Annotated in this window: 24 protein-coding genes; 7 read left to right on the forward strand and 17 right to left on the reverse strand. The window is 67.0% G+C overall.

All coding sequences use genetic code 11. The features are described from left to right. Position 1 precedes the first annotated feature (1 nt). Positions 2-988, reverse strand: a complete 987-nt coding sequence (locus AAFM92_16310) for a hypothetical protein (GenBank protein ID MEL7301942.1) — start codon at positions 986-988, stop codon at positions 2-4. 38 nt (positions 989-1,026) lie between these two features. After that, complete coding sequence (locus AAFM92_16315) at positions 1,027-1,518, reverse strand: SH3 domain-containing protein (protein MEL7301943.1); 492 nt, start codon at positions 1,516-1,518, stop codon at positions 1,027-1,029. 98 nt (positions 1,519-1,616) lie between these two features. On the opposite strand from AAFM92_16315, the gene AAFM92_16320 reads away from it, so the two are divergent. From AAFM92_16320 to AAFM92_16345, 6 genes are all read left to right on the forward strand, one after another. Next, on the forward strand, positions 1,617-2,603 hold the full coding sequence (locus AAFM92_16320; protein MEL7301944.1) for a D-glycerate dehydrogenase: 987 nt from the start codon (positions 1,617-1,619) through the stop codon (positions 2,601-2,603). A 47-nt stretch (positions 2,604-2,650) separates the two neighbouring features. Beyond that, a complete protein-coding gene (locus AAFM92_16325; protein ID MEL7301945.1) occupies positions 2,651-3,376 on the forward strand; it encodes a glycosyltransferase family 2 protein in 726 nt (241 codons plus the stop codon). Beyond that, complete coding sequence (locus AAFM92_16330) at positions 3,376-3,672, forward strand: lipid-A-disaccharide synthase N-terminal domain-containing protein (protein ID MEL7301946.1); 297 nt, start codon at positions 3,376-3,378, stop codon at positions 3,670-3,672. The genes AAFM92_16325 and AAFM92_16330 overlap by 1 nt, the downstream gene beginning before the upstream one ends. Beyond that, positions 3,656-5,068, forward strand: coding sequence for a glycosyltransferase family 39 protein (locus AAFM92_16335; protein MEL7301947.1), 1,413 nt, complete (start codon positions 3,656-3,658; stop codon positions 5,066-5,068). Before AAFM92_16330 ends, AAFM92_16335 begins: the two co-directional genes overlap by 17 nt. Before the next feature lie 67 nt (positions 5,069-5,135). Then, on the forward strand, positions 5,136-5,333 hold the full coding sequence (locus AAFM92_16340) for a CsbD family protein (GenBank protein ID MEL7301948.1): 198 nt from the start codon (positions 5,136-5,138) through the stop codon (positions 5,331-5,333). 27 nt (positions 5,334-5,360) lie between these two features. Beyond that, positions 5,361-5,522, forward strand: a complete 162-nt coding sequence (locus AAFM92_16345) for a DUF1328 domain-containing protein (GenBank protein ID MEL7301949.1) — start codon at positions 5,361-5,363, stop codon at positions 5,520-5,522. A 3-nt stretch (positions 5,523-5,525) separates the two neighbouring features. On the opposite strand, the gene panB is transcribed toward AAFM92_16345, so the two are convergent. Both panB and panC read right to left on the reverse strand, forming a co-directional pair. Continuing rightward, positions 5,526-6,335 carry a 3-methyl-2-oxobutanoate hydroxymethyltransferase gene (panB, locus tag AAFM92_16350; GenBank protein MEL7301950.1) on the reverse strand — a complete coding sequence of 270 codons (810 nt, stop codon included), beginning with the start codon at positions 6,333-6,335 and terminating at the stop codon, positions 5,526-5,528. Further along, positions 6,332-7,192, reverse strand: coding sequence for a pantoate--beta-alanine ligase (gene panC / locus AAFM92_16355; protein MEL7301951.1), 861 nt, complete (start codon positions 7,190-7,192; stop codon positions 6,332-6,334). The genes panB and panC overlap by 4 nt, the downstream gene beginning before the upstream one ends. 289 nt (positions 7,193-7,481) lie before the next feature. Here panC and AAFM92_16360 point away from each other — a divergent pair, with 289 nt between their 5' ends. Further along, complete coding sequence (locus AAFM92_16360) at positions 7,482-10,007, forward strand: FAD-dependent oxidoreductase (protein ID MEL7301952.1); 2,526 nt, start codon at positions 7,482-7,484, stop codon at positions 10,005-10,007. A gap of 40 nt (positions 10,008-10,047) precedes the next feature. Here AAFM92_16360 and AAFM92_16365 read toward each other — a convergent pair whose 3' ends face one another. The 13 genes from AAFM92_16365 to AAFM92_16425 form a co-directional block, all read right to left on the reverse strand. Continuing rightward, positions 10,048-10,509, reverse strand: coding sequence for a hypothetical protein (locus AAFM92_16365; protein ID MEL7301953.1), 462 nt, complete (start codon positions 10,507-10,509; stop codon positions 10,048-10,050). 34 nt (positions 10,510-10,543) lie between these two features. Next, the gene (locus tag AAFM92_16370) at positions 10,544-11,623 is read right to left on the reverse strand and encodes an FAD-binding oxidoreductase (protein MEL7301954.1); all 1,080 of its coding nucleotides are present in this window, start codon (positions 11,621-11,623) and stop codon (positions 10,544-10,546) included. Between the two features lie 251 nt (positions 11,624-11,874). Beyond that, positions 11,875-12,948 (reverse strand): BMP family ABC transporter substrate-binding protein, encoded by a 1,074-nt coding sequence (locus tag AAFM92_16375; protein ID MEL7301955.1) that lies wholly within the window; start codon positions 12,946-12,948, stop codon positions 11,875-11,877. A gap of 45 nt (positions 12,949-12,993) precedes the next feature. Next, on the reverse strand, positions 12,994-13,923 hold the full coding sequence (locus AAFM92_16380; GenBank protein MEL7301956.1) for an ABC transporter permease: 930 nt from the start codon (positions 13,921-13,923) through the stop codon (positions 12,994-12,996). Continuing rightward, complete coding sequence (locus AAFM92_16385) at positions 13,914-14,207, reverse strand: hypothetical protein (GenBank protein ID MEL7301957.1); 294 nt, start codon at positions 14,205-14,207, stop codon at positions 13,914-13,916. The genes AAFM92_16380 and AAFM92_16385 overlap by 10 nt, the downstream gene beginning before the upstream one ends. Continuing rightward, positions 14,204-15,286, reverse strand: coding sequence for an ABC transporter permease (locus AAFM92_16390; protein ID MEL7301958.1), 1,083 nt, complete (start codon positions 15,284-15,286; stop codon positions 14,204-14,206). Before AAFM92_16390 ends, AAFM92_16385 begins: the two co-directional genes overlap by 4 nt. Continuing rightward, a complete protein-coding gene (locus AAFM92_16395; GenBank protein ID MEL7301959.1) occupies positions 15,283-16,845 on the reverse strand; it encodes an ABC transporter ATP-binding protein in 1,563 nt (520 codons plus the stop codon). The genes AAFM92_16390 and AAFM92_16395 overlap by 4 nt, the downstream gene beginning before the upstream one ends. Continuing rightward, entirely contained in the window at positions 16,820-17,761 is a 942-nt protein-coding gene (xdhC, locus tag AAFM92_16400; GenBank protein MEL7301960.1) for a xanthine dehydrogenase accessory protein XdhC, read from the reverse strand. Before xdhC ends, AAFM92_16395 begins: the two co-directional genes overlap by 26 nt. After that, positions 17,758-20,094: a xanthine dehydrogenase molybdopterin binding subunit gene (xdhB, locus tag AAFM92_16405; GenBank protein ID MEL7301961.1), complete on the reverse strand. Its 2,337-nt coding sequence runs from the start codon at positions 20,092-20,094 to the stop codon at positions 17,758-17,760. The genes xdhC and xdhB overlap by 4 nt, the downstream gene beginning before the upstream one ends. Next, positions 20,091-21,473, reverse strand: a complete 1,383-nt coding sequence (xdhA, locus tag AAFM92_16410; GenBank protein ID MEL7301962.1) for a xanthine dehydrogenase small subunit — start codon at positions 21,471-21,473, stop codon at positions 20,091-20,093. The genes xdhB and xdhA overlap by 4 nt, the downstream gene beginning before the upstream one ends. 125 nt (positions 21,474-21,598) lie before the next feature. After that, positions 21,599-22,075 (reverse strand): SRPBCC domain-containing protein, encoded by a 477-nt coding sequence (locus tag AAFM92_16415; protein ID MEL7301963.1) that lies wholly within the window; start codon positions 22,073-22,075, stop codon positions 21,599-21,601. Further along, positions 22,075-22,539, reverse strand: coding sequence for an SRPBCC domain-containing protein (locus tag AAFM92_16420; GenBank protein ID MEL7301964.1), 465 nt, complete (start codon positions 22,537-22,539; stop codon positions 22,075-22,077). The genes AAFM92_16415 and AAFM92_16420 overlap by 1 nt, the downstream gene beginning before the upstream one ends. A 29-nt stretch (positions 22,540-22,568) precedes the next feature. Then, positions 22,569-22,895 carry a metalloregulator ArsR/SmtB family transcription factor gene (locus AAFM92_16425; protein ID MEL7301965.1) on the reverse strand — a complete coding sequence of 109 codons (327 nt, stop codon included), beginning with the start codon at positions 22,893-22,895 and terminating at the stop codon, positions 22,569-22,571. Positions 22,896-23,018 lie beyond the last annotated feature (123 nt).

A 23,018-nucleotide genomic window follows, 5' to 3' on the forward strand; every position in this document is an offset into this window, starting at 1 on the left:
CTCAGAGAAAGCACTTCGCCGCGATCCGGGCCCACGCCCTTTCCGCAAAGCCCTCGGCCTGCGGTTCGAGGCAGAGGTCATGCAGGAACCAATAGAAGTACTTCTGGTAGTCGAAGCCGTCGAAATGCCCCGCGCCCTCCCGCAGGTGGCGGCGCAGGTCTTCCTCGCTGTGCGCCACGAGGCTCGCATGGTGATAATCGCTCGGCCCGCAGGTGATGATCTTCTTGCGCTGCATGAGCGCCTCGAACCCCGCCGCGGAATTCTGGCTGATGACCCAGTCCGAGGTGGCGATCAGATCATGGACCGAGGCTTCCGAGATCCGGATGTTGGGATCGTTCTCGGCCAGATGCTCGATCCGGCGGCGGGCTCCGTCGGATTGCGCGGGATGCGGTTTGACGTAGACGATCCCGCCTCCAGCCGCCCGGGCGGCGTTGCGGATCATCTGGTCGGTGGTGAGGTAGTGGGCGCGGGGCCTGCGCTCTTCGACTTCCTGGCAGAAGATGACCGACTGAGCGGGCTCGAGGTGCTCTGTCCCACGGTCAGCCTGGGGCAGGCGCGAGACGTTGCGCTCGAGGTTCCACGAGCTCACACCGTTGAAGAACCATTCCGCATGGCCAGCATCCACCGCCTCGGGGTGGTAGTTGCGGAAGCGGAGGGAACTGTTGGCATTGATGCCGAGCTCGTCGAGATACCAAAAGCCCCACAGATAGGCGGGCGAGACATGCAATAGGTTCGGGCGATAGTCCGGCCGGTCGCCGAGGAGCAGGTGAATATGGTTTTGCTCCATGATCGCCTTCGAGAGCTCCGAGCCCAGGGTGACGATGACAGGCGCCACGCTGCGTTCCTTGAGGGCGGGCTCGAGCTTTGTGAAGAAATCGAAGTGCCCGCCTTCGACCGCGTCGATCCAGCCGTCTTCGGCGTGGAGCACGAGAAGCTTCTGCGAGTTGGTGTAGGCCTTGAGTTCCGTGGCGCGCGTGACGTGTTTCATCTGATCTCTCCCAGGGCGCGCATGGCTGCGATGCCGGACTAGCGTACTTCGTCCGGGGCGACGCCCCAAAGGGCGGTCTTCGGGGCCCAGCCGCGATAGCCGCCCGCGCTGATGCGGCAATGGGAGACCTCGCAGGCCCCGAGCCGGGCGACGACACCGCGCTGCAGTTGCGCGACGACCTGCCCCTGGCTCTCCGGACGCGGGTATATCGCGAGAAGGTCATCTTCTACGATCACCGTGCGCGTGCCGGACAAAAGCGAGTAATGGATCCACCCGCCCTGTCCGTCGCGATCTTCCACGCGGCGCCAATGCCCGTGCTCGGCGGTGATCTGGAGCGGCATGTCGCGACGCTTGAAGACCCAGTCGACCCGGTGGCTGAGCGAGGGCCCGCGGCGCACATTGGCCTCCACGGCCTTCATCGACACGAAGCGCGGGATGGGAAAGTTGGTCACCGGCCCCAGGCGCACGTCCTCGGCCACGCCCAGCGAAGGCACACTGAGAAGCAGCGCTGCAAGAAGCGGTTTCAACATGCTCGGCCTCGTTGGGTGCCGTGGTTTCTTGTGCCCGCGGCGTTACGCGCTAACGTGCCAGAAACGCCCTGGCCGGGGAAGGGGAGGAAGACGCCGCCATGCCATCGAAACGCTTGAGTGTTGTCGTGACGCGACGGTTGCCCGACGTGGTGGAAACGCGGCTCGCGGAGCTCTTCGACGTGCGGCTCAGGGAGACCGACGAGCCCATGACCCGCGCGCAGCTCGTCGAGGCCATGAAAGAGGCGGACGTGCTCGTCCCCACGGTCACCGATACCATCGATGCGGGGCTCCTCGGGCAAGCGGGCGAGCGGCTCAAGCTCATCGCCAGCTACGGCAGCGGGGTCGATCACATCGACGTGGCGACGGCCCGGCAGCGGGGCATCCTCGTCTCCAACACCCCGGGCGTTGTCACCGACGATACCGCCGACATGGCCATGGCGCTGATGCTCGCTGTCACGCGCCGCATTCCGGAAGGGCTTAGCCTCATGCAGCAGGGCGACTGGGAGGGATGGTCCCCCACCGCCATGCTCGGCGGACGCCTTGGCGGGCGCAGGCTCGGCATTCTGGGCATGGGGCGGATCGGTCAGGCGGTGGCCCGGCGCGCGGCGGCTTTCGGGATGCAGGTCCATTACCACAACCGCACGCGGTTGCGCCCGGAGGTCGAAGAGCCGCTCGAGGCCACCTATTGGGAGAGCCTCGACCAGATGATCTCCCGCATGGATGTCATCAGCGTGAATTGCCCGCATACCCCCGCCACCTTCCATCTCATCAATGCGCGGCGGCTCAAGCTCATGAAGTCCTCGGCCGTTCTCGTGAACACGTCCCGCGGCGAGGTCATCGACGAGAACGCGCTGACACGGACGCTGCGCGCGGGCGAGATCGCGGGGGCGGGCCTCGATGTCTACGAGAAGGGGCAGGACATCAATCCGCGCCTGCGCGAGCTGCCCAATGTCGTGCTCCTCCCGCATATGGGCTCGGCCACCGTGGAGGGCCGGGCAGAGATGGGGGAGAAGGTCATCATCAACATCAAGACCTTCGATGACGGGCACCGCCCCCCGGATCTCGTGATCCCGGCCATGGTCTGAGGCGCGCCGCGTTTGACCCCTTTCGCGCCGCGGGCTAGGGCACGGAAATGACCGTAGAGCTCTCAATCGTTGTGCCCATGAAGAACGAGGCTGAGAATGTCGGCCCGCTCGTGGACGCCATCGAGGCCGCCTGCGCGGGCCAACGGTTCGAGATCCTTTTGGTCGACGACGGCTCTACCGACGGGACTGCGGAGGTCATCCGCGGATTACAGGAAACGCGCCCCGCGCTCCGCCTGCTCCAACACGGAGTGTCGGCGGGTCAATCCGCGGCTGTGCATTCCGGCGTGACCGCGGCCAAGGCCCCCATCATCTGCACGATGGACGGCGACGGGCAAAACCCGCCCTCGAACGTGCCCGCGCTCGTCGCGCCCTTCGCGGAGGGCGACCCGTCCCTCGGCCTCGTGGCGGGGCAACGCGTGGCGCGGCAGGACACGGTCTGGAAGCTCTGGGCCTCCAAAGCGGCCAACGTGCTGCGCGGCTGGCTCCTGAATGACGAGACCCGCGACACGGGCTGTGGCCTCAAGGCATTCCGGCGCGAGGCTTTCCTCGCGCTGCCCTATTTCGATCACATGCACCGCTACCTGCCCGCGCTCTTCAAGGCCCATGGCTGGCGCGTCGCTCACGTGGACGTCTCCCATGCCGCGCGTCTGGCGGGCACGTCGAACTACACCAATCTCGCCCGCGCGCTGGCCGGAGCCTACGATCTGATCGGCGTGGCCTGGCTCATCAAGCGGCGCAAGAAGGCCGCGCCCCTGCCGGAGAGCCGCGGCTGATGCAGGCGATTCTCGAGTATTTCCGCATCGACACGGCGCGCGAGCTCTGGTGGCTCATCTTCGGGCTCGCGGCGCAGAGCATGTTCTTCATGCGCTTTCTCGTGCAGTGGGTGAGCTCGGAGCGGGCGCGGGCCTCGGTGATGCCCCGCGCCTTCTGGTGGTTCTCGCTCTTGGGCGGCCTGATGCTTCTGGTCTACGGCTTTGCCCAGCGGGAGCCGATCATCATCATCGGGCAGGCCGTGGGGATCGTCATTTACCTCCGCAATCTCTGGTTCATCTATGTCGTCCGGCTCTGAGGCGATCCGCGCATCCGTGATCTTCATCGCGCTGGTGACAGTTTGGCGCGTGGGGACGCTCTGGTTCAATGCCACCGACCTGTTCACCGACGAGGCGCAGTACTGGGCCTGGGGCAAGCATCTGGACTTGGGGTATTTCTCCAAACCGCCCCTCATCGGCTGGCTCATCGGAGGGGTGACCGCGCTGACCGGGTCGGACACGGCCTTCGTGGTCCGGTTCCCTGCGCCGCTGCTCCATGGCCTCACGGCGCTCCTCGTCATCTGGGCCGGGCGCGCCTTCGTCGACGGCTGGGTCGCGGCCTGGGCGGGGGCGCTCTATGCCTCAATGCCGCTCATCGCGGTGGGGTCGGCGCTCATGTCCACCGACACCGTGATGCTGCCCTTCTTTGCCTTGGCGCTGGGGCTTTACGGGCGGCTGGTCGAGGCGTCTTCGCTTGGGCGTGCTGCGGCGCTTGGCGCGGCGGTGGGCGCGGGGCTCCTAGCGAAATACGCGATGATCTACTTCGTGCTGGGCGCAGTGCTTGTCTGGCTGTTCCAACCTGTGCAGAGGATCCGGCTGCGCGAGGCGGGTCTTGCCACGCTCACAGCACTCGCGGTCTTCTCCCCCAACATCTGGTGGAACATCGCAAATGGCGGGCAGACCGTGCGGCACGTGCTGGAAGACAATGCCGACGTGGACGAGATCGACCCCATGCTCTCGGAGGGGGCGATCTTCCTAGCCGAGCAGGCGGGCATCTTCGGCCCGATCCTTTTCTTGGCCCTCCTCGTCGCGGCCTTCCGCAGACCGCGAGGCGGGGAGCTGTCGCTCCTCCTCTTTTCGTTGCCAACCATCGGGGTCGTGACGGTGCAGGCCGTCCTGAGCGGGGCCTTGGCCAATTGGGCGGCAGCGGCCTATGTCGCCGCACCCATCGTGGCGGCCAGCGTGCTGCAAATGCGGCGGGGGCTCCTCGTGGCCTCGGCTCTCTACGGCGTTGGATTCGCCGTGGCGATCCCGCTCCTGATGATGTTTCCCGACGCTGTGCTGCGCACCAATGGGGAGCCTCTCGCCAACAGGTATCTGGGCCTCCATGCCGTCAGTGACATCGCCGCCGAGAAAGCGCGCGAGGCCGGCCTTTCCACAATCACGGCGCGGGAGCGCGGGCTGCTGGCCGATCTCACATATACGCTCCACGAAGAGGGCTTCGATGTCCGCGCCTGGGGAGACCCGGCTGTCGCGCCAAAGAGCTGGTATCACGCGGAATTTCTCGTCTCCCGGCCCACAGAGGGACCGGTGGCCTTTCTCGGGCACAGGGCCCCCGATTGTGCGGACCTTGCGCTTCTCGGGCCCGTCGATCCGGGCTTTGGCGATTGGGCGGGGCGCGGGCTCAAACTTTGGCGGGTCGAAGCGGGCTGCTAGGCCGCCTCGGAACTTCGCGTCGGTCGAGCCGTTGGTTTAGGGCAACAGCCTCGAAAGGAGCGACGACATGACTGCCGACGCATTCAAAGGCAAGTGGAAAGAAATGAAGGGCAAGCTGCGCACCGAATTCGGTGAGCTGACCGATGACGAGCTCGAAGCCGTCAAGGGTGATCGCGAGCAGCTCGAGGGCCTGATCCAGAAACGTTACGGCAAGGCCAAGGCCGAAGTTCGTGACATGATCGACGACCTCGCAAAGGCCGCCTAAGCATCGCAACCGATAAAGGAGGCAGCCATGCTTGGTTGGTCCGCAACTTTCTTTGTCATCGCGATCGTCGCAGGGGTTTTCGGCTTCGCCGGGGTAGCTTCGGCCAGCACCGGCATCGCCCAGATCCTCTTCGTGCTCTTCCTCATTCTCGGGGGGCTCAGCCTCCTCAAGAGTGTGTTTGACCGCTAACGATCAGCGATAGACTTGCGCCTCGCCGGGAAACTGGCGGGCGCGCACCTCATCTGCATAGGCCTTGACCGAGGCCTCTATCTGGGCACCCAAATCCCCGTAGACCTTGACGAATTTCGGGGCGCGTGGGCTGAGGCCCAGCATATCTTCCAGCACCAAAATCTGCCCGTCGCATTGCGCAGAGGCACCGATCCCGATTGTGGGGATGGCGACTTGCTGCGTGATCTTTGCCGCCAGCGGTTCCACCATGCCCTCGAGGACGAGTGCGAAGGCGCCGGCCTCCGTCACCGCCTGCGCATCAGCCTCGTGGGCGGCCCATGTGTCCTCCTCGCGGCCCTGGGTCTTGAAGCCGCCCATGACATGGCTCGATTGCGGGGTGAGGCCGATATGAGCCATGACGGGGATGCCCCGCTGGACAAGAAAGGTGATCGTCTCGGCCATGCGCGCGCCGCCTTCGAGCTTGACCGCGCCGCAGCCCGTCTCCTTCAGGATCTTCGCCGCGTTGCGGAAGGCGACCTCGGGGCTCTCCTCGTAGGTGCCGAAGGGCATGTCGACGACGATGAGCGCGCGGCTCGTGCCGCGCACCACCGCCTTGCCGTGCATGATCATGAGGTCGATGGGCACGCCCACGGTCGTCTCCATCCCGTGCATGACCATCCCGAGGCTGTCGCCCACGAGGATGAAATCGGCGTGCCCGTCCACGATGGCGGCCGTATGCGCGTGATAGGAGGTCAGCGAGACGATGGGATCGCCGCCCTTCATGGCGGTGATCTGGGGGCAGGTTTTGCGGCGCACAGGTTTCTGGGTGCTCATAACGCGTCCTTATCGGGGCCTATTACCCGGTTATCTATTAGCAGGATTTCACCGAAGCGCACGGAGAGGAGTATCACCGCGGGCCGCTCGAGGCGCCCGTAGAAGGGCGCGAGCGTGGCGGCGTCGCGGATGTCGATGGCGCGGATATCGGCGCGCGGCTCCCGGGCAATGTGCTCGCGCACGAGGGCGCGGAATTCCTCGGCGGTGAGGGGGTCGGTTTCGTGTCTTTCGGCGAGATCAAGAGCTCGGCTCAAGACGACACTGGCCGCGCGATCCTCTCGTGTCAGCCGCACGTTGCGCGAGGACATGGCGAGACCGTCCCTTTCGCGGATCGTGGGCAGGCCGATCACACGGATGGGCATGGCCATGTCGCGGACCATTTGCCGAATGATTGCAAGTTGTTGGTAGTCCTTTTGCCCGAAGACGGTGACGTCCGGCTCGAGGATGTGGAAGAGCTTGGAGACCACGGTCGTGACGCCCTGGAAATGCCCGGGCCGGACCTTGCCCTGCAGGATGTCCGACAGGCCCACCACAGTGACGACGGTGTCCGCGCCCTCGGGATACATGATCTCCGGCGCGGGCAGGAAGGCCGCTCTCACGCCCGCGGCGCGCAGCTTTTCCAGATCTCCCTCGATATCAGAGGGATAGGCGTCGAGGTCTTCTTTCTCGCCGAACTGTGTCGGGTTCACGAAGATCGAGACGCAGACTTCGTCCACGTGCCGCAGGCACTCGGCAATGAGGGCCATATGGCCGTCATGGAGAAAGCCCATCGTGAGCACGCAGCCCACGGACTGCCCCTGCGCCTTGAGCGCGCGGACATGGCCGCGCATGGCGTCGATATCGCTGTGGACGTCCATGGCGCGGTTTGTGCGCGGCACGGGCCCCTAACGCAACCGTTGAGACTGCGTGCAGTGCGCTAGGGGTTGTGGAGCGGGGCGGAGCTTTTCCGAATTCTACCGAGGCGGACGCCATCGCGCCTCGAGAGCTCGCCTGCATGCACACAGGAACAACTCAAGCGAAGCGAGGCGCAATTCAGACAGCGCCGCGTGGCGGGGCGTCGCATTCGGGGCGTCAAACGTCGGCTGGCCTTGGCGGAATAGCGCCCGAGAGGGCATGATTTCGACCGAGAGAGAGGGAGTCGGGCCCATGAAAACGCATGTCAAAGCTCTGGTGATCGGCGGCGGCGCCGTGGGGACATCCATCGCCTACCATCTGGGCAAGGCGGGCTGGGACACGATGCAGGTCGAGCGCGACGCGCTCACCGCGGGCTCCACGTGGCACGCGGCGGGGCTGCTGCCGTATTTCAACATGAGCTACGCCACGACCCATATCCACGACTACTCCATCAACTTCTACAAGACGCTGAAGGAGGAGACGGGGCAGGACCCGGGATTTTACGTGGTGGGCAATCTCCGCATGGCGCAGTCTCAGTCGCGGATGGACGAGTACATGCTCTATGCCTCCACCGCCGAGACATGCGGCGTGCCCTACGAATGGCTGACGCCCGCGCAGATCAAGGAGCGCTATCCGCTCGTCCGCACCGACGATCTCGTCGGCGCAATCTACCACCCGACGGATGGCTACATAAATCCCGCCGATGTGACGAACGCCATGGCCGCGGGCGCGCGGCAGCTCGGCGTGAAGATCGAGCAGCGCTGGCAGGCCGATGCCTTCGAATGGACGGGCTCGGAGTGGCGCGTGACGCTCACTAAGATGGTGGAGAAGGGCGGCAACCTCGTGCAGAGCGAGGAGCAGGTCGTGGTGACCGCCGAACACGTGGTCACGGCCTCCGGCAACCACGCCCCGCGCACGGCGCGCCTCCTCGGCCTCAAGACGCCCGCCATCGTCGTCGAGCATCAGTACATCGTCACGGAGCCCGATCCTGCCCTCGTGGAATGGCGCAAAACGAACCCCCAGCACCCGGTGCTGCGGGACGCCGACGCGAAGTGGTACGTGCGCGAAGAGCGTGGCGGCTGGATCCTCGGCCCCTACGAGGAAGGCGCGCCCGCCCGGTTCGAATACGGGGTGCCCGAAAGCTTCCGCGCCGATCTCTACCCCCTCGATCTGGAGCGGATCGAGGAGGAATACATGTCCATGATCCACCGCATCCCATCCTCGGAAGAGGTGGGTCTGAAGGACGACTATAACGGGCCCATTTGCTACACGCCCGACGGCAATCCGCTCATCGGCCCGGCGCCGGGGCTGCGCAACATGTGGCTGGCGGAGGGCTTCTCCTTCGGGATCACGGCGGCGGGTGGCGCGGGCCACTACCTCGCGCAGATGATGGTGGAAGGCGAGGCGGAGATCGACATGGCCTCCCTCGATCCCAAGCGCTACGGCCAGGATTGGATGACGACGGAGTACGCCGCCCGGAAAAACGAGGAATGCTATTCCCACGTCTACATCCTCCACCACCCCGACGAGGAGCGGGAGGCCTGCCGCCCGCTTCGCACCAACCCCGCCTATGACCGGCAAAAGGCGCTCGGCGCGCAGTTCGGCTGCGTGAACGGCTGGGAGCGACCGAACTACTACGGGCCTCAGGACGCGCCCTCGCATTTCGACCACGACGCGCGGAGCTTCCGGCGCGGCGGCTGGTGGGAGTATGCGCGTGCCGAGGCCGAGGCGATCCGCGCGGGGGTGGGGCTCATCGATGCCTCCGCCTTCGCCAAGCATTCGGTGAAGGGGCGCGATGCAACCGAGTTCCTCGATTGGTTCACGACGAACAAGCTCCCCAAGGTCGGCCGCATCAACCTGACCTATGCGCTCACCTCCGCGGGCACCACGCGCTCTGAATACACGATCGTGCGTATGGGCGAGAACGATTACTACCTCGTGAGCGCCGGCGGCTGGGCAGCTTACGATCAGGACTACCTGATCAAAGCGGCGGAAGATTTCTGCGCCGGTGGCAAATCCGTCATGGTCTCTGACGTGACCTCCAGATACGGCGTCTTCGCCATCGCCGGGCCGCGCTCTCGCGACGTTCTACAAAAGCTCGTCCGCGACCCCGAGCCCGAGACCGCGCTTTCCAACAAGCGCTTCCCTTGGCTCTCGGCGCGCAACATTGAGCTGAAAATGTGCCCGGTGACGGCGGTGCGCGTGGCCTATACCGGCGAGCTGGGCTGGGAGCTGCACCACCCGATGGAGATGCAGAATTACCTCTGGGATCAGCTCATGGAGGCGGGAGCGGAGTTTGGCCTCGCGCCCGTGGGCGCGCGGGCGCAGAACTGGCTGCGGCAGGAGAAGTCTTACCGCGCCTTCGGCACGGAGCTTGGCCGTGATGCCACGCCGCTCGAGGCCGGGCTCGACCGTTTCGTCGATCTCTCGAAGGAGTTCCACGGCAAGGAGGCCATGGTGGCCAAGGGCGTTCGCTCGCTCTGCGTTACGCTCAAGATCGACGGGCCCGAGGATGCCGATCCCTGGGGCCGCGAGGCACTCTATCACGGCGAAGAGCGGGTGGGGCGGCTCACCTCGGGGGGATATTCCGTCCACTTCGGGCAGTCTATCGGCATGGGCTACGTGCGGCCCGATCTCGCGAAGGCGGGCACGAAGCTCCGCGTGAAGATGTTCGACCGGCTCTGGGACGCGGAGATCACTGAGGACAGCCCCTATGACCCGCAAAACGCCACGATCCGTGTCGATGCCGGGGCGCCGATGCTGAAGGCCGCCGAGTAGTCACCTGCCACGGGCCGCTCATTGCCGCGCGGCGCGGGCGTTACTCGCTGGCCATCAGCGCGTCCATCACGCCGGGCTGGGAGAAGACCTCCATGAAGCCTGTCTCGGCCATGATCTCCTGGGTGATTTCCACGGTATTGCAGGCGTCGATAGCCCCGAGCATCGCGTCGCCCGCGGGCCCTTCGGGCCCCGTGCCCAGGTCGGTAAGGGATTTGATTTCGGTCCGGGCGGCGTCCTCGAGCCAGGTGATGAGGCCGAGCGCGCCCTCTTCTCCAGTGGTGTCGCGGATATAATCGAAGGTGCAGCCCATGATCTCCTGCGCGCGGGGGTCCTCGGTAAAGGTCGGGACCTTGCCCTCGAGCGCCGGCACGCGCGCGATATAGAACGCATTGACGTGACGCTCATAGGCTTGCTGCGCGGCGAAGTATCGGTCGAAAAGCGCATCCGCGTGGGCGGCGGTGCCCGCGGCGAGGAAGAACAGTGTCGTCAATGAAAGGCGCATGGAAAATCCCTGAAAAAGGTCTGTGCCAAGGACGCTAGGCGGCAAATCTCGCGGGGTCGAGGGCTGCGCGCGTGGCTGCGTCGATCTGCGGGGGACGCCCCAGGATCAGATCGGCGCCGTAGGTGCTCGCGGCGGGCGATGTCTGGAAGCCGTAGCCGCCTTGCCCTGCCTGCCAGAAGAAGCCGGGATTGCGCGCGTCGAAGCCGATCACGAGGTTGCGGTCGGGCGCGAAAGTGCGAAGCCCCGCCCAGCTCGCAAGCGGGCGCGTGACAGGCTCCGTCACCGCCGCCTCGTAGCGCGCGAGGCCCTCGGCTAGCACTTCGTCCTCGGGCCAGGCATCCATGGGCGCGCAGGCATCCTCGTCGGCCGGTGAGACGAGGAGCGCGCCCGCGTCGGGCTTGGCGTACCAGCTCTCCCCGGGGCCGAACATCATGGGCCAGCCGCTCACGTCATGGCCACCCGGCGCCGCGATGCGCGCCATGGAGCGGCGGAGCGGCGTGAAGCCCAGCGGCGTCACGCCCGCCATCTCCGCGATCCGGTCCACCCAGGCGCCTGCCGCGTTGCACAGGAGCCGCGCCTCGAAATTGCCCTTCACTGTGTGCACGAGCCAGCCCGCGGCCGTCGCCTCGATGCCGCTCACGGCGGCGCCGGGTCGGACGGTGCCACCATGGGCGCGGATCTCGCGCGCGAAATGCTGGAGGAGCCGGTCGGTGTCGATGTCCCAGGCCTCGGCGTGAAAGCCCGCCCGGCGCACCTTGGCGCGATCGATAATGGGCACCTTGGCCATCGCCTCGTCCACGCCAATTTCGGCCATCTTCATCGTCTCGAGGTCGCGCTCGAAAGCGGCGCTCTCGCCGGTGTCGAGAAGCATCAGCCCCCGCGGCTTCAGGAGATCGCCACCGGCCAGCGTGAAGTGATCGGACTTGGAGGCCTCGTTGAGCGCCACCGTCGAGGGCAGGCCGTAGGTCTCCTCGAAGAGCGCCGCCGAGCGGCCCGACGCGTGGTATCCCAACACGGGCTCTGCCTCGAGGAGCGTAACGCCCATGTGGGGCGCAAGCCGCGCGCCGAGCGACACCCCGGCGATCCCGCCCCCGATGATGATCACGTCGTCCATGGTGCCGGCCTTCCTCCCCGTGGCGTTCGCCCCTCTTTTCCGCGATTGTGGCAAGACTTAAAGCCCCCTCTCGACGCGGTCCTCGCGCGGCCGGACCAACGCGCGGGGCGGGCTCAGGGGCGCGCTCCCGGTTTCTTTGTGCCCCGTACCTCCGCCGGAGGCATCCGCCCGTGCCCCGCGCGCTGAGCAATGAAAAACGCCCGGCCGTGGCAGCCGGGCGTCTCGGTGTTACAGTCTCCGAACGGTCGGGATCAGTTGGGGATCTCGCCCGTCAGGCCTTCGATGTAGAAATCCATCCCGAGGAGCGTGCCATCATCGGCCACTTCGCCTTCGGCGAGCCAGACCGAGCCGTCCTGCCGGTTGATGGGCCCGGTGAAGGGGTGGTACTCGCCCGCCGTGATCTGGGCGATCATGTCCATGGCTTCGGCCTTGATATCGGCGGGCACGGCGTCGGTGATCTCGCCGATCTCGACCATGCCGGTATCCATGCCGTCCCAGGTATCCACGCTCTCCCAGGTGCCATCCATGACGGCGCGCACGCGCTCGATGTAGTACGGTGCCCAGTTGTCGATGATCGAGCTCACGCGCGGGGCGGGCTTGAATTGCGCCATGTCGGAGGCCTGGCCAAAGCCGATGACTCCGTCCACCTCGGAGGCCGCCGCGAGGGGCGCGGTGGAATCGGTGTGCTGGAGGATCACGTCAGCGCCCTGGTCGATGAGCGCGCGCGCGGCGTCGGCTTCCTTCGTCGGGTCGAACCAAGTGAAGACCCAGATCACGTTGAACTCCACCTCCGGGTTCACGCGCTTGGCGTGGAGGTAGGCCGCGTTGATGCCGCGGATCACTTCCGGGATCGGGAAGGAGGCGATGTAGCCCACCTGGTTCGTCTGGGTCATCTTGCCCGCGATGTGGCCTTGCACGGCGCGGCCTTCATAGAAGCGCGCGGAATAGGTGGATACATTGTCGGCGCGCTTGTAGCCGGTGGCGTGCTCGAACACGACTTCCGGGAAGTTGGCGGCCACGTTGATCGTGGGATCCATGTATCCGAAGGACGTGGTGAAGATGATGTCGGCGCCCTGCAGCGCCATCTGCGTCATCACGCGCTCCGCATCGGCGCCCTCGGGCACGCTCTCGACGAAGGTGGTCTCGACCGCGTCGCCGAATTCCTCTTCCACCGCCAGGAGCCCCTGATGGTGTTCGTAGGTCCAGCCGCCGTCACCGATCGGGCCGACATAGACGAAGCCCACGGTGGTCTTCTCGTGACCGTCTGCCAGGGCCGGGCCCGCGGCAGCGAGGGCCAGTGCGGCAAGTAGCGATTTGAAGTGCATTCGTTTTCCCCTGTTGTGCCCGCGTCCCGCGCGGGCGGATAGGCCTCAGCGTGAGGCGTGAAAAACTTGGCCCAAGGCGGCAGGCGCTCCCAGTGCCCGCGCCCGCCCCGCCGAGATCAGGACCAGCACGAGGATGGTGATCAGGTAGGGGCTCATGGACAAGTACTCGACCGGTATCTTGATGCCGGCGGCTTGTAAATTGAGCTGGAGCACGGTGACACCGCCGAAAAGATAGGCACCGACCATGACCCGGCCCGCCCGCCAGGCCCCGAAGACCACGATGGCGAGCGCGATCCAGCCCGCGCCCGCGGTCATGCCGTCCACCCATTGCGGTACGCGCACCATGGAGATGTAGGCCCCGCCGACGCCCGCGCAGGCTCCACCGAAGGCGATGGCGGCCATGCGGATGAGCTTGACCTTGTAGCCCAGCGCATGGGCGGCTTCCGCATTCTCCCCGCAGGAGCGCAGGATGAGCCCGGCGCGGGTGTATTTCAGAAAGGCCCAGACGGCGGCGACCGTGGCGAGCGAGAGATAGACGATGGCGTCCTGGCTGAATAGGATCGTGCCGAGGACGGGGATGTCGGAGAGCGGGCCGAGATCGAGCTTGGAGGTGAGCGGCGGACGGATCCCCTGGTAGCCCTGGCCCATGAGGCTCGAGAGGCCGAGGCCGAAGAGCGTGAGCGCGAGGCCCGTGGCCACCTGGTTGGCCAGGAAGAAGAGCGTGATGGCGGCGAAGACGAGCGAGAGGAGCGCGCCGCCCACGGCCGCGAAGAGGAAGCCCAACGTGGGCGATCCGGTTTCCACGGCGGCGATGAAGCCAGCGATGGCGCCCACGATCATCATGCCCTCGACGCCGAGATTGAGGACGCCGGATTTCTCCACCACGAGCTCGCCGATGGCGGCGAGCAGGATGGGGGTGGAGGCCACCATGAGGGCCGCGACGAGAAGGACGGGGTTGATGCTGCTCAGGTCCATGGATGCTCCATCCCGAAGGCGAGGGGGCAGGCGAGGCAGATGACGGAAAAGCCGAGTGCAAGGCCCAAGCCCATCAGGCCCATGTGACGCGGGCTCGGGCGGTGTTGCGGCAGGCGCGCGCGGAGGGCAGGCACCAGAAGCGCGAGCGCGGCGATGAGGCAGAGCGCGGCGACATGCGCCGCGATGAAGAGCACGGCCCCAAGTCCGCCGGTCTCGTGCAGCATGAAGGGGAGCATGAGGCCCATGGCGCTTCCGATCACGATAGGCCTTGCGACTACGCTCATGCCGCCAACCTCGCCACGCGCACGCGGAACTGGGTCAGCAGATCGAAAGCCAGAAGGAAGAAAAGGAGCATCCCCTGGAACGCCTGAATCGCCGCGCCGGGGAGGCCGATCCCGGCCTGCGCCGCGTCGCCGCCAATGTAGGTGAGCCCGATCAGGAGCCCCGCCGCCAGGATGCCCAGCGGATTGAGCCGCCCCAGGAAGGCCACGATGATGGCCACGAAGCCGTAGCCCACGTTGAAGCTGTCGGTGATCTGGCCGGAGGGGCCGGTGACCTCGAAAAGGCCAGCCAGCCCCGCCAGTCCGCCCGAGATGCCGAGGCAGAGAAAGACCATCCTGTTGCGGTTCACACCGGAAAAGGCGGCGGCCTTCGGCGCCACGCCCATGAGCTTGATGTCAAAGCCCACGCGGTGCCGCGAGAGAAGGATGGCGGCCAGAAGCACGGCGATGATCGCGGCCACGACGCCCAGATGCGCCCCGGTGCCCGCGATGAGCTCCGGGTTCTGCGCGCTTTCCCAGCGTGCCAGATTGCGGGAGCCGGGGAAGCCCTGACCGTCGGGATTGCGCAGGAGCCCGAAGGACATCATCGCAAGGATCTGTTCGGCCACGTAGACGAGCAGCAGCGAGACGAGGATCTCGTTGGTGTTGAACCGGGTCTTGAGGAGCGCAGGGATCATCGCCCAGAGAAAGCCCCCCAACGCACCGAAGAGCACCATCAGCGGAAAGACGAGCCAACGCGCCTCCATCGGGTAGAGGGCGAGCCCCACCGCGGCGCCGAAGATCGCGCCCATGATGTATTGCCCCTCGGCCCCGATGTTCCAGATGCCCGCGCGGAAGCCGAGCGAGAGCCCGATGGCGATGAGGATGAGCGGGCCTGCCTTGATGAGCAGCTGTTGGCGGTAATAGAACGCGAAATCGCCGAAGAGCGGGTCCCAGAAGATCAGCTTGAGGGATTGGAACGGGTCCTTGCCCAGCGCGGCGAACATGAGCCCGCCCGCGATCATGGTGGCGATGACCGCGATGACCGGCGTCAGGTAGCCCCAGGCGGCCGAGGGCGACGGGCGTTTTTCGATGACGATCATGCCGCGCTTCCCGCTGCCTCGGCGGCCCGGCTCTCTCCGGCCCCGTGGCCATCGGGGGCCTCTCCGTGCACCCCGCCGAGCATCAGGCCGATCTGCTCCATGGTCAGCTCGCCCATGGGGCGCGCCTGCGACAGACGGCCCTCGTTGAGCGCGGCGAAGCGGTCGGCGATCTCGAAGAGTTCGTCGAGGTCCTGACTGATGACGAGAAGGCCCACGCCTTCCTCCGCGAGTTGGATGAGCTTTTGCCGGATGGAGGCGGCGGCGGCCGCGTCGACGCCCCATGTGGGCTGGTTGATGACGAGCGCGGTGGGGCGCTGGAGCATCTCCCGGCCCATGACGAATTTCTGCAGATTTCCGCCGGATAGCGCTTGGGCGGCCACGTCCGGCCCCGGCGTGCGGACATCGAAGCCCTCGATCACCCGCTCGGCATAAGCACGCACGCGGGACCAGTCTATGAAGCCGCGGGTGCTGAGGCCTTCGCGGGTATCCGCCGTCAGAAGCGCATTCTCGGTGAGCGAGAGCGTGGGCGCCGCCGCGTGGCCCAGCCGCTCCTCCGGCCCCACGCAAAGCCCGGCCGCCCGCCTCGCGCGCGGTCCAAGATTGCCGATCGCCGCATTGCCCAGCGTCACCGTGCCCGGCGCGCTTCGCGCCTCGCCGGACAGCGCCGCCAGAAGCTCGTCCTGCCCGTTGCCCGCCACGCCGCCGATGCCCAAGATCTCGCCCCCCGCCACGGAGAGCGAGACATCCTTGAGCGCGGTGCCGAAGGGCGAGGTCGCCGCGAGAGAGAGACCGGAGACCGAGAGCACCGGCGCGCCCGCCGCGCGCACGGAGCGGGTCGCCGAGGCGAAGCTCTTGCCCACCATCATCTCGGCGAGCGCGCGCGCTGTTTCCTGCCGTGGATCGCAGGTCGCCACGACCTTGCCGCCCCGCAGGATGGTCGCACGTTCGCAGAGCGCGCGGATCTCCTCGAGCTTGTGAGAGATGTAGAGGATCGCCGTGCCTTCTGCGCTCAGCTTGCGCAGCGTCGTGAAGAGGATGTCGACCTCCTGCGGGGTCAGAACGCTCGTCGGCTCGTCCATGACGAGGAGCCGCGGGTTCTGCAGGAGGCAGCGGATGATCTCCACGCGCTGCCGCTCGCCCGCGCTCAAAGTGCCCACGGTGCGGTCCGGATTGAGAGGCAGCCCGTAGGTCTCCGACACCTCCCTGATCTGGCGCGAAAGCACGCGCGGCTTCGGCGGGTCCTCCATGCCGAGTGCGATGTTCTCGGCCACGGTGAGCGCCTCGAAGAGCGAGAAATGCTGGAAGACCATCCCGATCCCGGCGCCCCGTGCCGCGCGGGGATCGGCGGGCTCGAAAGGCGCCCCGAGGAGCGACATCGCGCCCGCATCGGGCTTCACGAGGCCGTAGATCATCTTCACGAGCGTGGATTTTCCCGCGCCGTTTTCCCCAAGGAGGGCATGGACCTCGCCTGCGCGGACGGTGAGGGAGACGTCATCATTGGCCACGACGCCCGGATAGGCTTTCGTCAGCCCCTTAAGCGCGAGCAGGTCTTGCGTCACCGATCGTCCCCCGTTCTCCCGAAGCGGAGACTAGGGCATGGGCCACGCCAATCGCAATGGCCTGCGGGTGCTTCCCAAGCGTCGGGTCCCCGATCGGGCAGGCGATGCGCGCGATTTCAGCATCGCCGTGCCCCAGGGCGCCGAGGCGCTTGCGGAAACGCGCCCACTTGGTGGCGGAGCCGATGAGCCCGCAGCCGCGGAAGCCGCGCCGAAGCGCCGCATCACAGAGCGCGAGGTCGAGCGCGTGGGAATAGGTCACGATGAGGTGTTCCGCCGTCTCGGGCGCGTGTGCCATGAGAAGCTCGGGCTTCGCCGCGCTGACCTGCGTGACGCCATCGGGGATGGCCGGGAAGCGGTCAGGTGCGGTGTCGATCCAGGTCAGCGCGAGGTCGGGCAGGGGCGCGAGCACCTGCGTGAGGGCGCGGCCCACATGGCCTGCGCCCCAGATCCAGATCTCCCGCGTGGGCGCGAGCGGACGCTCGAGAAACCAGCCATCCACGAGGCGCGCCCGGTCGTCGCCGCTGCCGTTGCGGAGTGCCTGCTTGACGCGCTCGACGGCGAGCGTTGCGGGTGCGTCACCCAGCGGGATGGCGCGGAGGCCCGGCTCCGGCGCCTCGGCGAGGATCTCCGTGACGAGGGTCACCGCCCCCCCGCAGCATTGCCCGAGATCGGGGCCGAGCGCATGCGTCGTGGCAAAGGCGCGCGCGGCCGGATCACGTACGAGCGCGGCGCGGGCGGCTTCGCTTGCCTCGTATTCAAGCGTCCCGCCGCCGATGGTGCCGTGCTGGCCGCCGTCCCGCGCCTTGTCGGCCCAGACCCACATCTCCGCGCCCACCTCGCGCGGGGCCGAGCCGCGGACCTCCGCCACGATCACCCGGGCGAGGGGCCCGTGGCCGAGGGCATCGGCGAGCCTCATGGCCGGTCCAGCGTCGTCAGGATGCGCTCCGGCGTGGCGGGCGCATCGAGCGCCGGGTAGTCCCCGCGGCACTGGGCGATAGCGTCCGACAGCGCCAGGAAGACGCTGATCCCGTGCATGAAGGGCGGCTCCCCCACCGCCTTCGAGCGGTAGATCGTGTCGGAGGCGTTCTCCCCGTCCCAGAGGTCCACGTTGAAGACCTCCGGCCGGTCGGACATGGCGGGGATCTTGTAGGTGGCGGGGGCATGGGTCTTGAGCGCGCCGCGGTCGTCCCAGACGAGCTCTTCCATCGTGAGCCAGCCCGCGCCCTGCACGAAGCCGCCCTCGATCTGGCCCCGGTCGAGCGCGGGGTTCAGCGAGCGCCCGCAATCGTGGAGGATATCGGTGCGCAGGATGCGGTTCTCGCCGGTGAGGGCGTCCACCACGACCTCCGAGACCGACGCGCCATAGGCGAAGTAGAAAAACGGCCGCCCCTTGCCCTTGATGCGGTCCCATTCGATCTCGGGCGTCTTGTAGAACCCCGTGGAGGAAAGCGAGACCCGCCCCTGGTAGCATATCGAGGCCGCCTCTCCGAAGCTCATGTCGCCGGCGCCCGCCCGCACGCGGCCCCCTGCAAAGACCACGTCCGCGGGCTTCACCTGATGGAGCTGGGCCAGGTGCTCGGCCATGCGGTCCCGGATCGTGTCGCAGGCGGCCTTCACGGCCATGCCATTGAGGTCCGAGCCCGAGGAGGCGGCGGTGGCCGACGTATTGGGCACCTTCCCGGTATCGGTGGCGGTGATCTTCACCGCCCCTACCTCGACGCCGAAGCGGTCCGCGGCGACCTGCGCCACCTTCTGGAAGAGGCCCTGGCCCATCTCGGTGCCGCCATGATTGAGATGGATCGAGCCGTCGGCATAGACATGGACGAGCGCGCCCGCCTGATTGAGATGGGTGAGCGTAAAGGAGATGCCGAATTTCACCGGCGTCAGCGCGATGCCCTTCTTCAGGATCGGGTTCTCGGCGTTCCACGCCCGCACCGCCGCCCGCCGCGCAGCGTAATCGGACCGGGTGGCAAGATCGGCCACGAGCTCCGCTATGACGCTGTCGGTGACGGCCATGCCATAGGGCGTGGTGCCCGTCTTCTTTGTGCCTCGTACCTCCCCCGGAGGGCCCCCTGCAGCCCCGTGCGCCGGGGTCTGATCATGTGAGGCGGAGGGATAGAAATTCACCTGCCGCACGCGCAAGGGATCGACAGAGAGGTGATGGGCGATGTGATCCATCACCCGCTCGATCCCCACCATCCCCTGCGGCCCGCCGAACCCGCGAAACGCGGTGGCGCTCTGCGTGTTGGTCTTGAGCCGGTGCGAGGTGATGCGCGCGGCGGGAAGGTCATAGGCATTATCGGCGTGAAGCATCGCGCGGTCGGCCACCGGCAGCGAAAGATCCTGCGCCCAGCCGCAGCGGATGTAATGGGTGAAATCCACCCCCGCGAGGCGGCCTTCGTCGTCGAAGCCCGCCACGTATTCGATGCGCGCATCGTGGCGCTTGCCGGTGATGACCATGTCGTCGTCGCGGTCATAGCGCATCTTGCAGGGCCGGCCTGTGCGCGTGGCGGCGATGGCGCAGGCCACGGCGAGCGCGTTGCCCTGGCTTTCCTTGCCGCCGAAGCCGCCGCCCATGCGCCGCACCTCGGTGCGCACGGCGTGGAACGGCTGGCCCAGCGCCTCGGCTACCTTGTGCTGGATCTCGGTGGGGTGCTGGGTGGAGCAATGCACGGTGACATCGCCCGCCTCGCCGGGCACGACGAGGGAGGATTGCCCCTCGAGATAGAAGTGCTCCTGCCCGCCCAGCTCGAGCGTGCCCCGCACCTGATGCGGGGCCTCCGCCAGCGCGCGGGTGACGTCGCCTTTGGCATAGATGCGCGGGCCGTCTTCGAAGCGGCTCCCTGCGGCGAGCGCCTCGTCGATCGTCAGGAGCGGGGTCTCCTCCGCGTAGGTGATCTGCCCCAGCCGCGCCGCGGCGCGGGCCGCGAGATGCGTGTGCGCTACGACGCAGAAGATCGGCTGGCCGAGATAGTGGATGGTCCCGTCACTCAGGAGGGGCTCGTCATGGGCCGAGGGGCTCACATCGTTGGCGAAGGGCAGGTCATCGGCCATCAGCACATCCACGACGCCGGGCGCCGCGCGCACGGCCGCGAGATCCATTCCGGTGATGCGGCCCTTCGCGATCTCGGAGAGCCCGAAGGCGAGGTGGAGCGTGTTTGCGGGAGCGGGGATGTCGTCGGTGTAGCGCGCGGTGCCCGCCACGTGGAGGAGGGCCGCATCGTGGGGCAGGGGCTTGGCGACTGTCATGCCCGCACCTGCCGGATATCAAGGAGCTCGCCGTCATCGGACATGACCGCGCGCAGTGCCATGTTCTGCGCGGTCTTGAGGCGGTAGGCGGCCGAGGCGCGCATGTCCGAGAGTGGCTGGTAGTCCTCGGCGAGGGCGTGCAGCGCGGCCTCCACCGCGGCGCGGGTCCAGGGCTTGCCGTCGATGGCGGCTTCGAAACAGGCGGCGCGTTTGGGCGTGCCCGCCATGCCGCCGAAGGCCACGCGCGGGGCGCGGGCGATACCGTCCTCGTCCACCGGCACGTAGAAGGCACCGCACACGGCGGAGATATCCTGGTCGACGCGCTTCGAGAGCTTGTAGACGCGGAGCCTGTCGGGGCGCTTGGGCACGCTCACGGCTTCGACGAACTCGCCCTCGGCGCGGTCCTGCTTGCCATAGTCCAGGAAGAAATCCTCCAGCGGCATCTCGCGGCGGGCCTCACCGCGCCGCAAGTGCAGCGTCGCCCCGAGCGCGATGAGCGCGGGCGGGCTGTCGCCGATGGGGGAGCCGTTGGCGATATTGCCCCCGATGGTGGCGGCGTTGCGCACCTGGGTGGAGCCGTAGCGGCGGAACATCTCGTGAAGCTCGGCGTAAGGCAGCGCCTCCATGGCGCGGCTGATCGTGACGGCCGCGCCGAGGCGGATGTGGCTCTCGGTCTCCTCGACTTGCTTGAGGTCCGCGCAGGCATGGAGGAAGGCCATCGGCCCGAGTTCGGCGAAGTGCTTCGTCACCCAGAGCCCGACATCCGTCGCGCCCGCGACGATGGTGCCCTGCGGGTGCTCGAGCGCCCAGGCGGCGAGCTCGTCGCTGCTTGTGGGCATGGCATGGGGGCCAGCTTCCACACTCCCGAAGCTCTTCGAGAAAGATGAAGGTGGAGTGTCGCGCATGTGGTCGGGCACGGGGGCGGGCTCGGCATCGCGGGCGGCGCGGTGGATGGGCGCGTAGCCGGTGCAACGGCAGAGGTTGCCGGCGAGCGTCGTGTCGTGGTCGGTCGATCCGTTCAGGTGATCGCAGGCCATAGAGACGATGAAGCCCGGCGTGCAGAAGCCGCATTGCGAGCCGTGGCAGGACACCATGGCCTCCTGCACGGGATGGGCTGTGCCGTCGGGGGCGGCGATGCCTTCCACGGTGCGCACGGCCTTGCCGTGAAGCTGCGGCAGGAAAAGGATGCAGGCATTGAGCGTCTTCGCGCCCTCTTCGTCGGTGACCATGACCGTGCAGGCGCCGCAATCGCCCTCGTTGCAGCCCTCCTTGGTGCCGGTGAGGCCGCGTTTGTCGCGCAGCCAGTCGAGCACGGTGCGCGTCGGCGCTTCGTCAGAAATGGTCACGTCGTCGCCGTTCAGGCGGAAAGTGATCTCCATGGGTGCCAAAAGCCGCGGTACCTAGGTGGCGGGGGGACCGGCTCTCGATGCGGCGTAGAGAGCGCGCCCGTTTGAATAGTTCATAGCGGGCGCACGGGAATTGCAAGGGATTTGGGCAGGTTGCGTCAGAGCGTGGCAGCCAGATTGCCCAATTGCTCAGCGGTTTGGGCCCATCCGTCGTGAGAGCCCATCGCTTCGTGGGCAGCGCGCCCGGCCGCGTCGGCATGTATCACTTCGGCGCGGTAGCGTGTGCCCTCCGCCGGGGCTTCCAAAGGCGCAAGCGTTATGATCGCGGTGAAATGAAATGCGCCCTCGGCGGGAGCGGGATTGGGCGCAAAGCCCGGGCCCAGCGCCGAGGTCCAGGTCAGGCGTTTCTCCGGCACGGCCTCGAGAACGCAGCCCGCCACCCCCTCGATATCGCCCACGTCGGGGACGTCCATGACGAGGTGGAAGGCCCCGCCGGGCCGGGCTTCCACATCGACATGGGTCACGGTGACGGGCGCGGGAGCAAACCAGCGGGCGATGAGCGCCGGTTCGGTCATGCACCGCCAGACGTGGCCTGGCGGTGCCTTGAGCGTCCGTTGCACGGTCAAGGTGTGCATCAGGCCGGCGCGGTCTGCGCGGCGGCGAGCTTTTCGAGCTGCGCCAATCCGCCCTCCCAGCCGCCCTGCACCTCGCCGATCATGCTCTCATCGCCGAAGGCCGAGACGGCCACGGTGACATGGAGGTCACAGCCTTCGCCCTTGGGGGTGAGGGCGTAGGTGACTAGGCTCGTGAAGTGGCTTTCGCCGCCGATGACCAGCGTCTCGGAATAGCATGCGCCTTCGTCTTCCATGAGCTTGTACCAGCGGGTGTCGATGGTGAATTCAGGGTTGTCGACGGGCCCGCAATGGTGGCGTTCGAAACCGCCCTCACGCAGGTCCGAAATCTCCATCTTGAGGACCATGTCCTCGCTGGGCGCGCCCCAGGCCTCCCGCATGTTGCCGTCCGTGAGGAGGTGCCAGAGGCGGGAAGGCGAGACCGTGAAACTGCGGTCGAAGCTCAGCTCTGCGGTGTGAAGTGTCATGGCTTGGGTCCTTTCGATGGGAATGAAGGTCAGTGTGTGTCGGAGAGTTTCGCGGCCAGCCGTTCGAGCCGGTCGAGGCGGCCCTCCCAAAGGTTACGCTGTTTCGAAATCCAGGCCTCGGCGGCCGCCAGCGGGCCCGCCTCGATATGGACAGTGCGAACGCGGCCTTTTTTCTCGCTTCTGACGAGACCGGCGGCTTCCAGCTTGGAGAGGTGTTTCATAAATGTGGGGAGCGCGATGTCGTGGGGCGCGTGAAGCTCCGTCACCGGCGCCGGGCCCTCGGTGAGCCGTTCGATCACGGCGCGGCGCGTGGGGTCGGAAAGGGCGGAGAAGAAGGTATCTAGATTATTAGCCATATGGCTTAGTAATCCGCACCGACCGCCCCGTCAAGACATTTAGCTAAACGGCTCGAAGTGCTGCTCGCATCCGTACAGGCCCCCTGGGCGCGCAAGGGCACGCGGCTCCGCTACCTGGTGCTG

The organism is Pseudomonadota bacterium, from assembly GCA_038533575.1.
Taxonomy (GTDB): Bacteria; Pseudomonadota; Alphaproteobacteria; order Rhodobacterales; family Rhodobacteraceae; genus Shimia_B.

Coding starts and splice junctions, on each gene's coding strand:
- AAFM92_16360 (MEL7301952.1), top strand. CDS start 7,482: ATGAAAACGCATGTCAAAGCTCTGGTGATCGGCGGCGGCGCCGTGGGG.
- AAFM92_16365 (MEL7301953.1), bottom strand. CDS start 10,509: ATGCGCCTTTCATTGACGACACTGTTCTTCCTCGCCGCGGGCACCGCC.
- AAFM92_16380 (MEL7301956.1), bottom strand. CDS start 13,923: ATGGACCTGAGCAGCATCAACCCCGTCCTTCTCGTCGCGGCCCTCATG.
- AAFM92_16340 (MEL7301948.1), top strand. CDS start 5,136: ATGACTGCCGACGCATTCAAAGGCAAGTGGAAAGAAATGAAGGGCAAG.
- AAFM92_16420 (MEL7301964.1), bottom strand. CDS start 22,539: ATGACACTTCACACCGCAGAGCTGAGCTTCGACCGCAGTTTCACGGTC.
- AAFM92_16325 (MEL7301945.1), top strand. CDS start 2,651: ATGACCGTAGAGCTCTCAATCGTTGTGCCCATGAAGAACGAGGCTGAG.
- xdhB (MEL7301961.1), bottom strand. CDS start 20,094: ATGACAGTCGCCAAGCCCCTGCCCCACGATGCGGCCCTCCTCCACGTG.
- AAFM92_16415 (MEL7301963.1), bottom strand. CDS start 22,075: ATGCACACCTTGACCGTGCAACGGACGCTCAAGGCACCGCCAGGCCAC.
- xdhC (MEL7301960.1), bottom strand. CDS start 17,761: ATGAGGCTCGCCGATGCCCTCGGCCACGGGCCCCTCGCCCGGGTGATC.
- AAFM92_16320 (MEL7301944.1), top strand. CDS start 1,617: ATGCCATCGAAACGCTTGAGTGTTGTCGTGACGCGACGGTTGCCCGAC.
- AAFM92_16345 (MEL7301949.1), top strand. CDS start 5,361: ATGCTTGGTTGGTCCGCAACTTTCTTTGTCATCGCGATCGTCGCAGGG.
- AAFM92_16390 (MEL7301958.1), bottom strand. CDS start 15,286: ATGATCGTCATCGAAAAACGCCCGTCGCCCTCGGCCGCCTGGGGCTAC.
- AAFM92_16335 (MEL7301947.1), top strand. CDS start 3,656: ATGTCGTCCGGCTCTGAGGCGATCCGCGCATCCGTGATCTTCATCGCG.
- AAFM92_16385 (MEL7301957.1), bottom strand. CDS start 14,207: ATGAGCGTAGTCGCAAGGCCTATCGTGATCGGAAGCGCCATGGGCCTC.
- panB (MEL7301950.1), bottom strand. CDS start 6,335: ATGAGCACCCAGAAACCTGTGCGCCGCAAAACCTGCCCCCAGATCACC.
- AAFM92_16370 (MEL7301954.1), bottom strand. CDS start 11,623: ATGGACGACGTGATCATCATCGGGGGCGGGATCGCCGGGGTGTCGCTC.
- AAFM92_16425 (MEL7301965.1), bottom strand. CDS start 22,895: ATGGCTAATAATCTAGATACCTTCTTCTCCGCCCTTTCCGACCCCACG.
- AAFM92_16375 (MEL7301955.1), bottom strand. CDS start 12,948: ATGCACTTCAAATCGCTACTTGCCGCACTGGCCCTCGCTGCCGCGGGC.
- AAFM92_16310 (MEL7301942.1), bottom strand. CDS start 988: ATGAAACACGTCACGCGCGCCACGGAACTCAAGGCCTACACCAACTCG.
- AAFM92_16330 (MEL7301946.1), top strand. CDS start 3,376: ATGCAGGCGATTCTCGAGTATTTCCGCATCGACACGGCGCGCGAGCTC.
- panC (MEL7301951.1), bottom strand. CDS start 7,192: ATGGACGTCCACAGCGATATCGACGCCATGCGCGGCCATGTCCGCGCG.
- AAFM92_16315 (MEL7301943.1), bottom strand. CDS start 1,518: ATGTTGAAACCGCTTCTTGCAGCGCTGCTTCTCAGTGTGCCTTCGCTG.
- xdhA (MEL7301962.1), bottom strand. CDS start 21,473: ATGGAGATCACTTTCCGCCTGAACGGCGACGACGTGACCATTTCTGAC.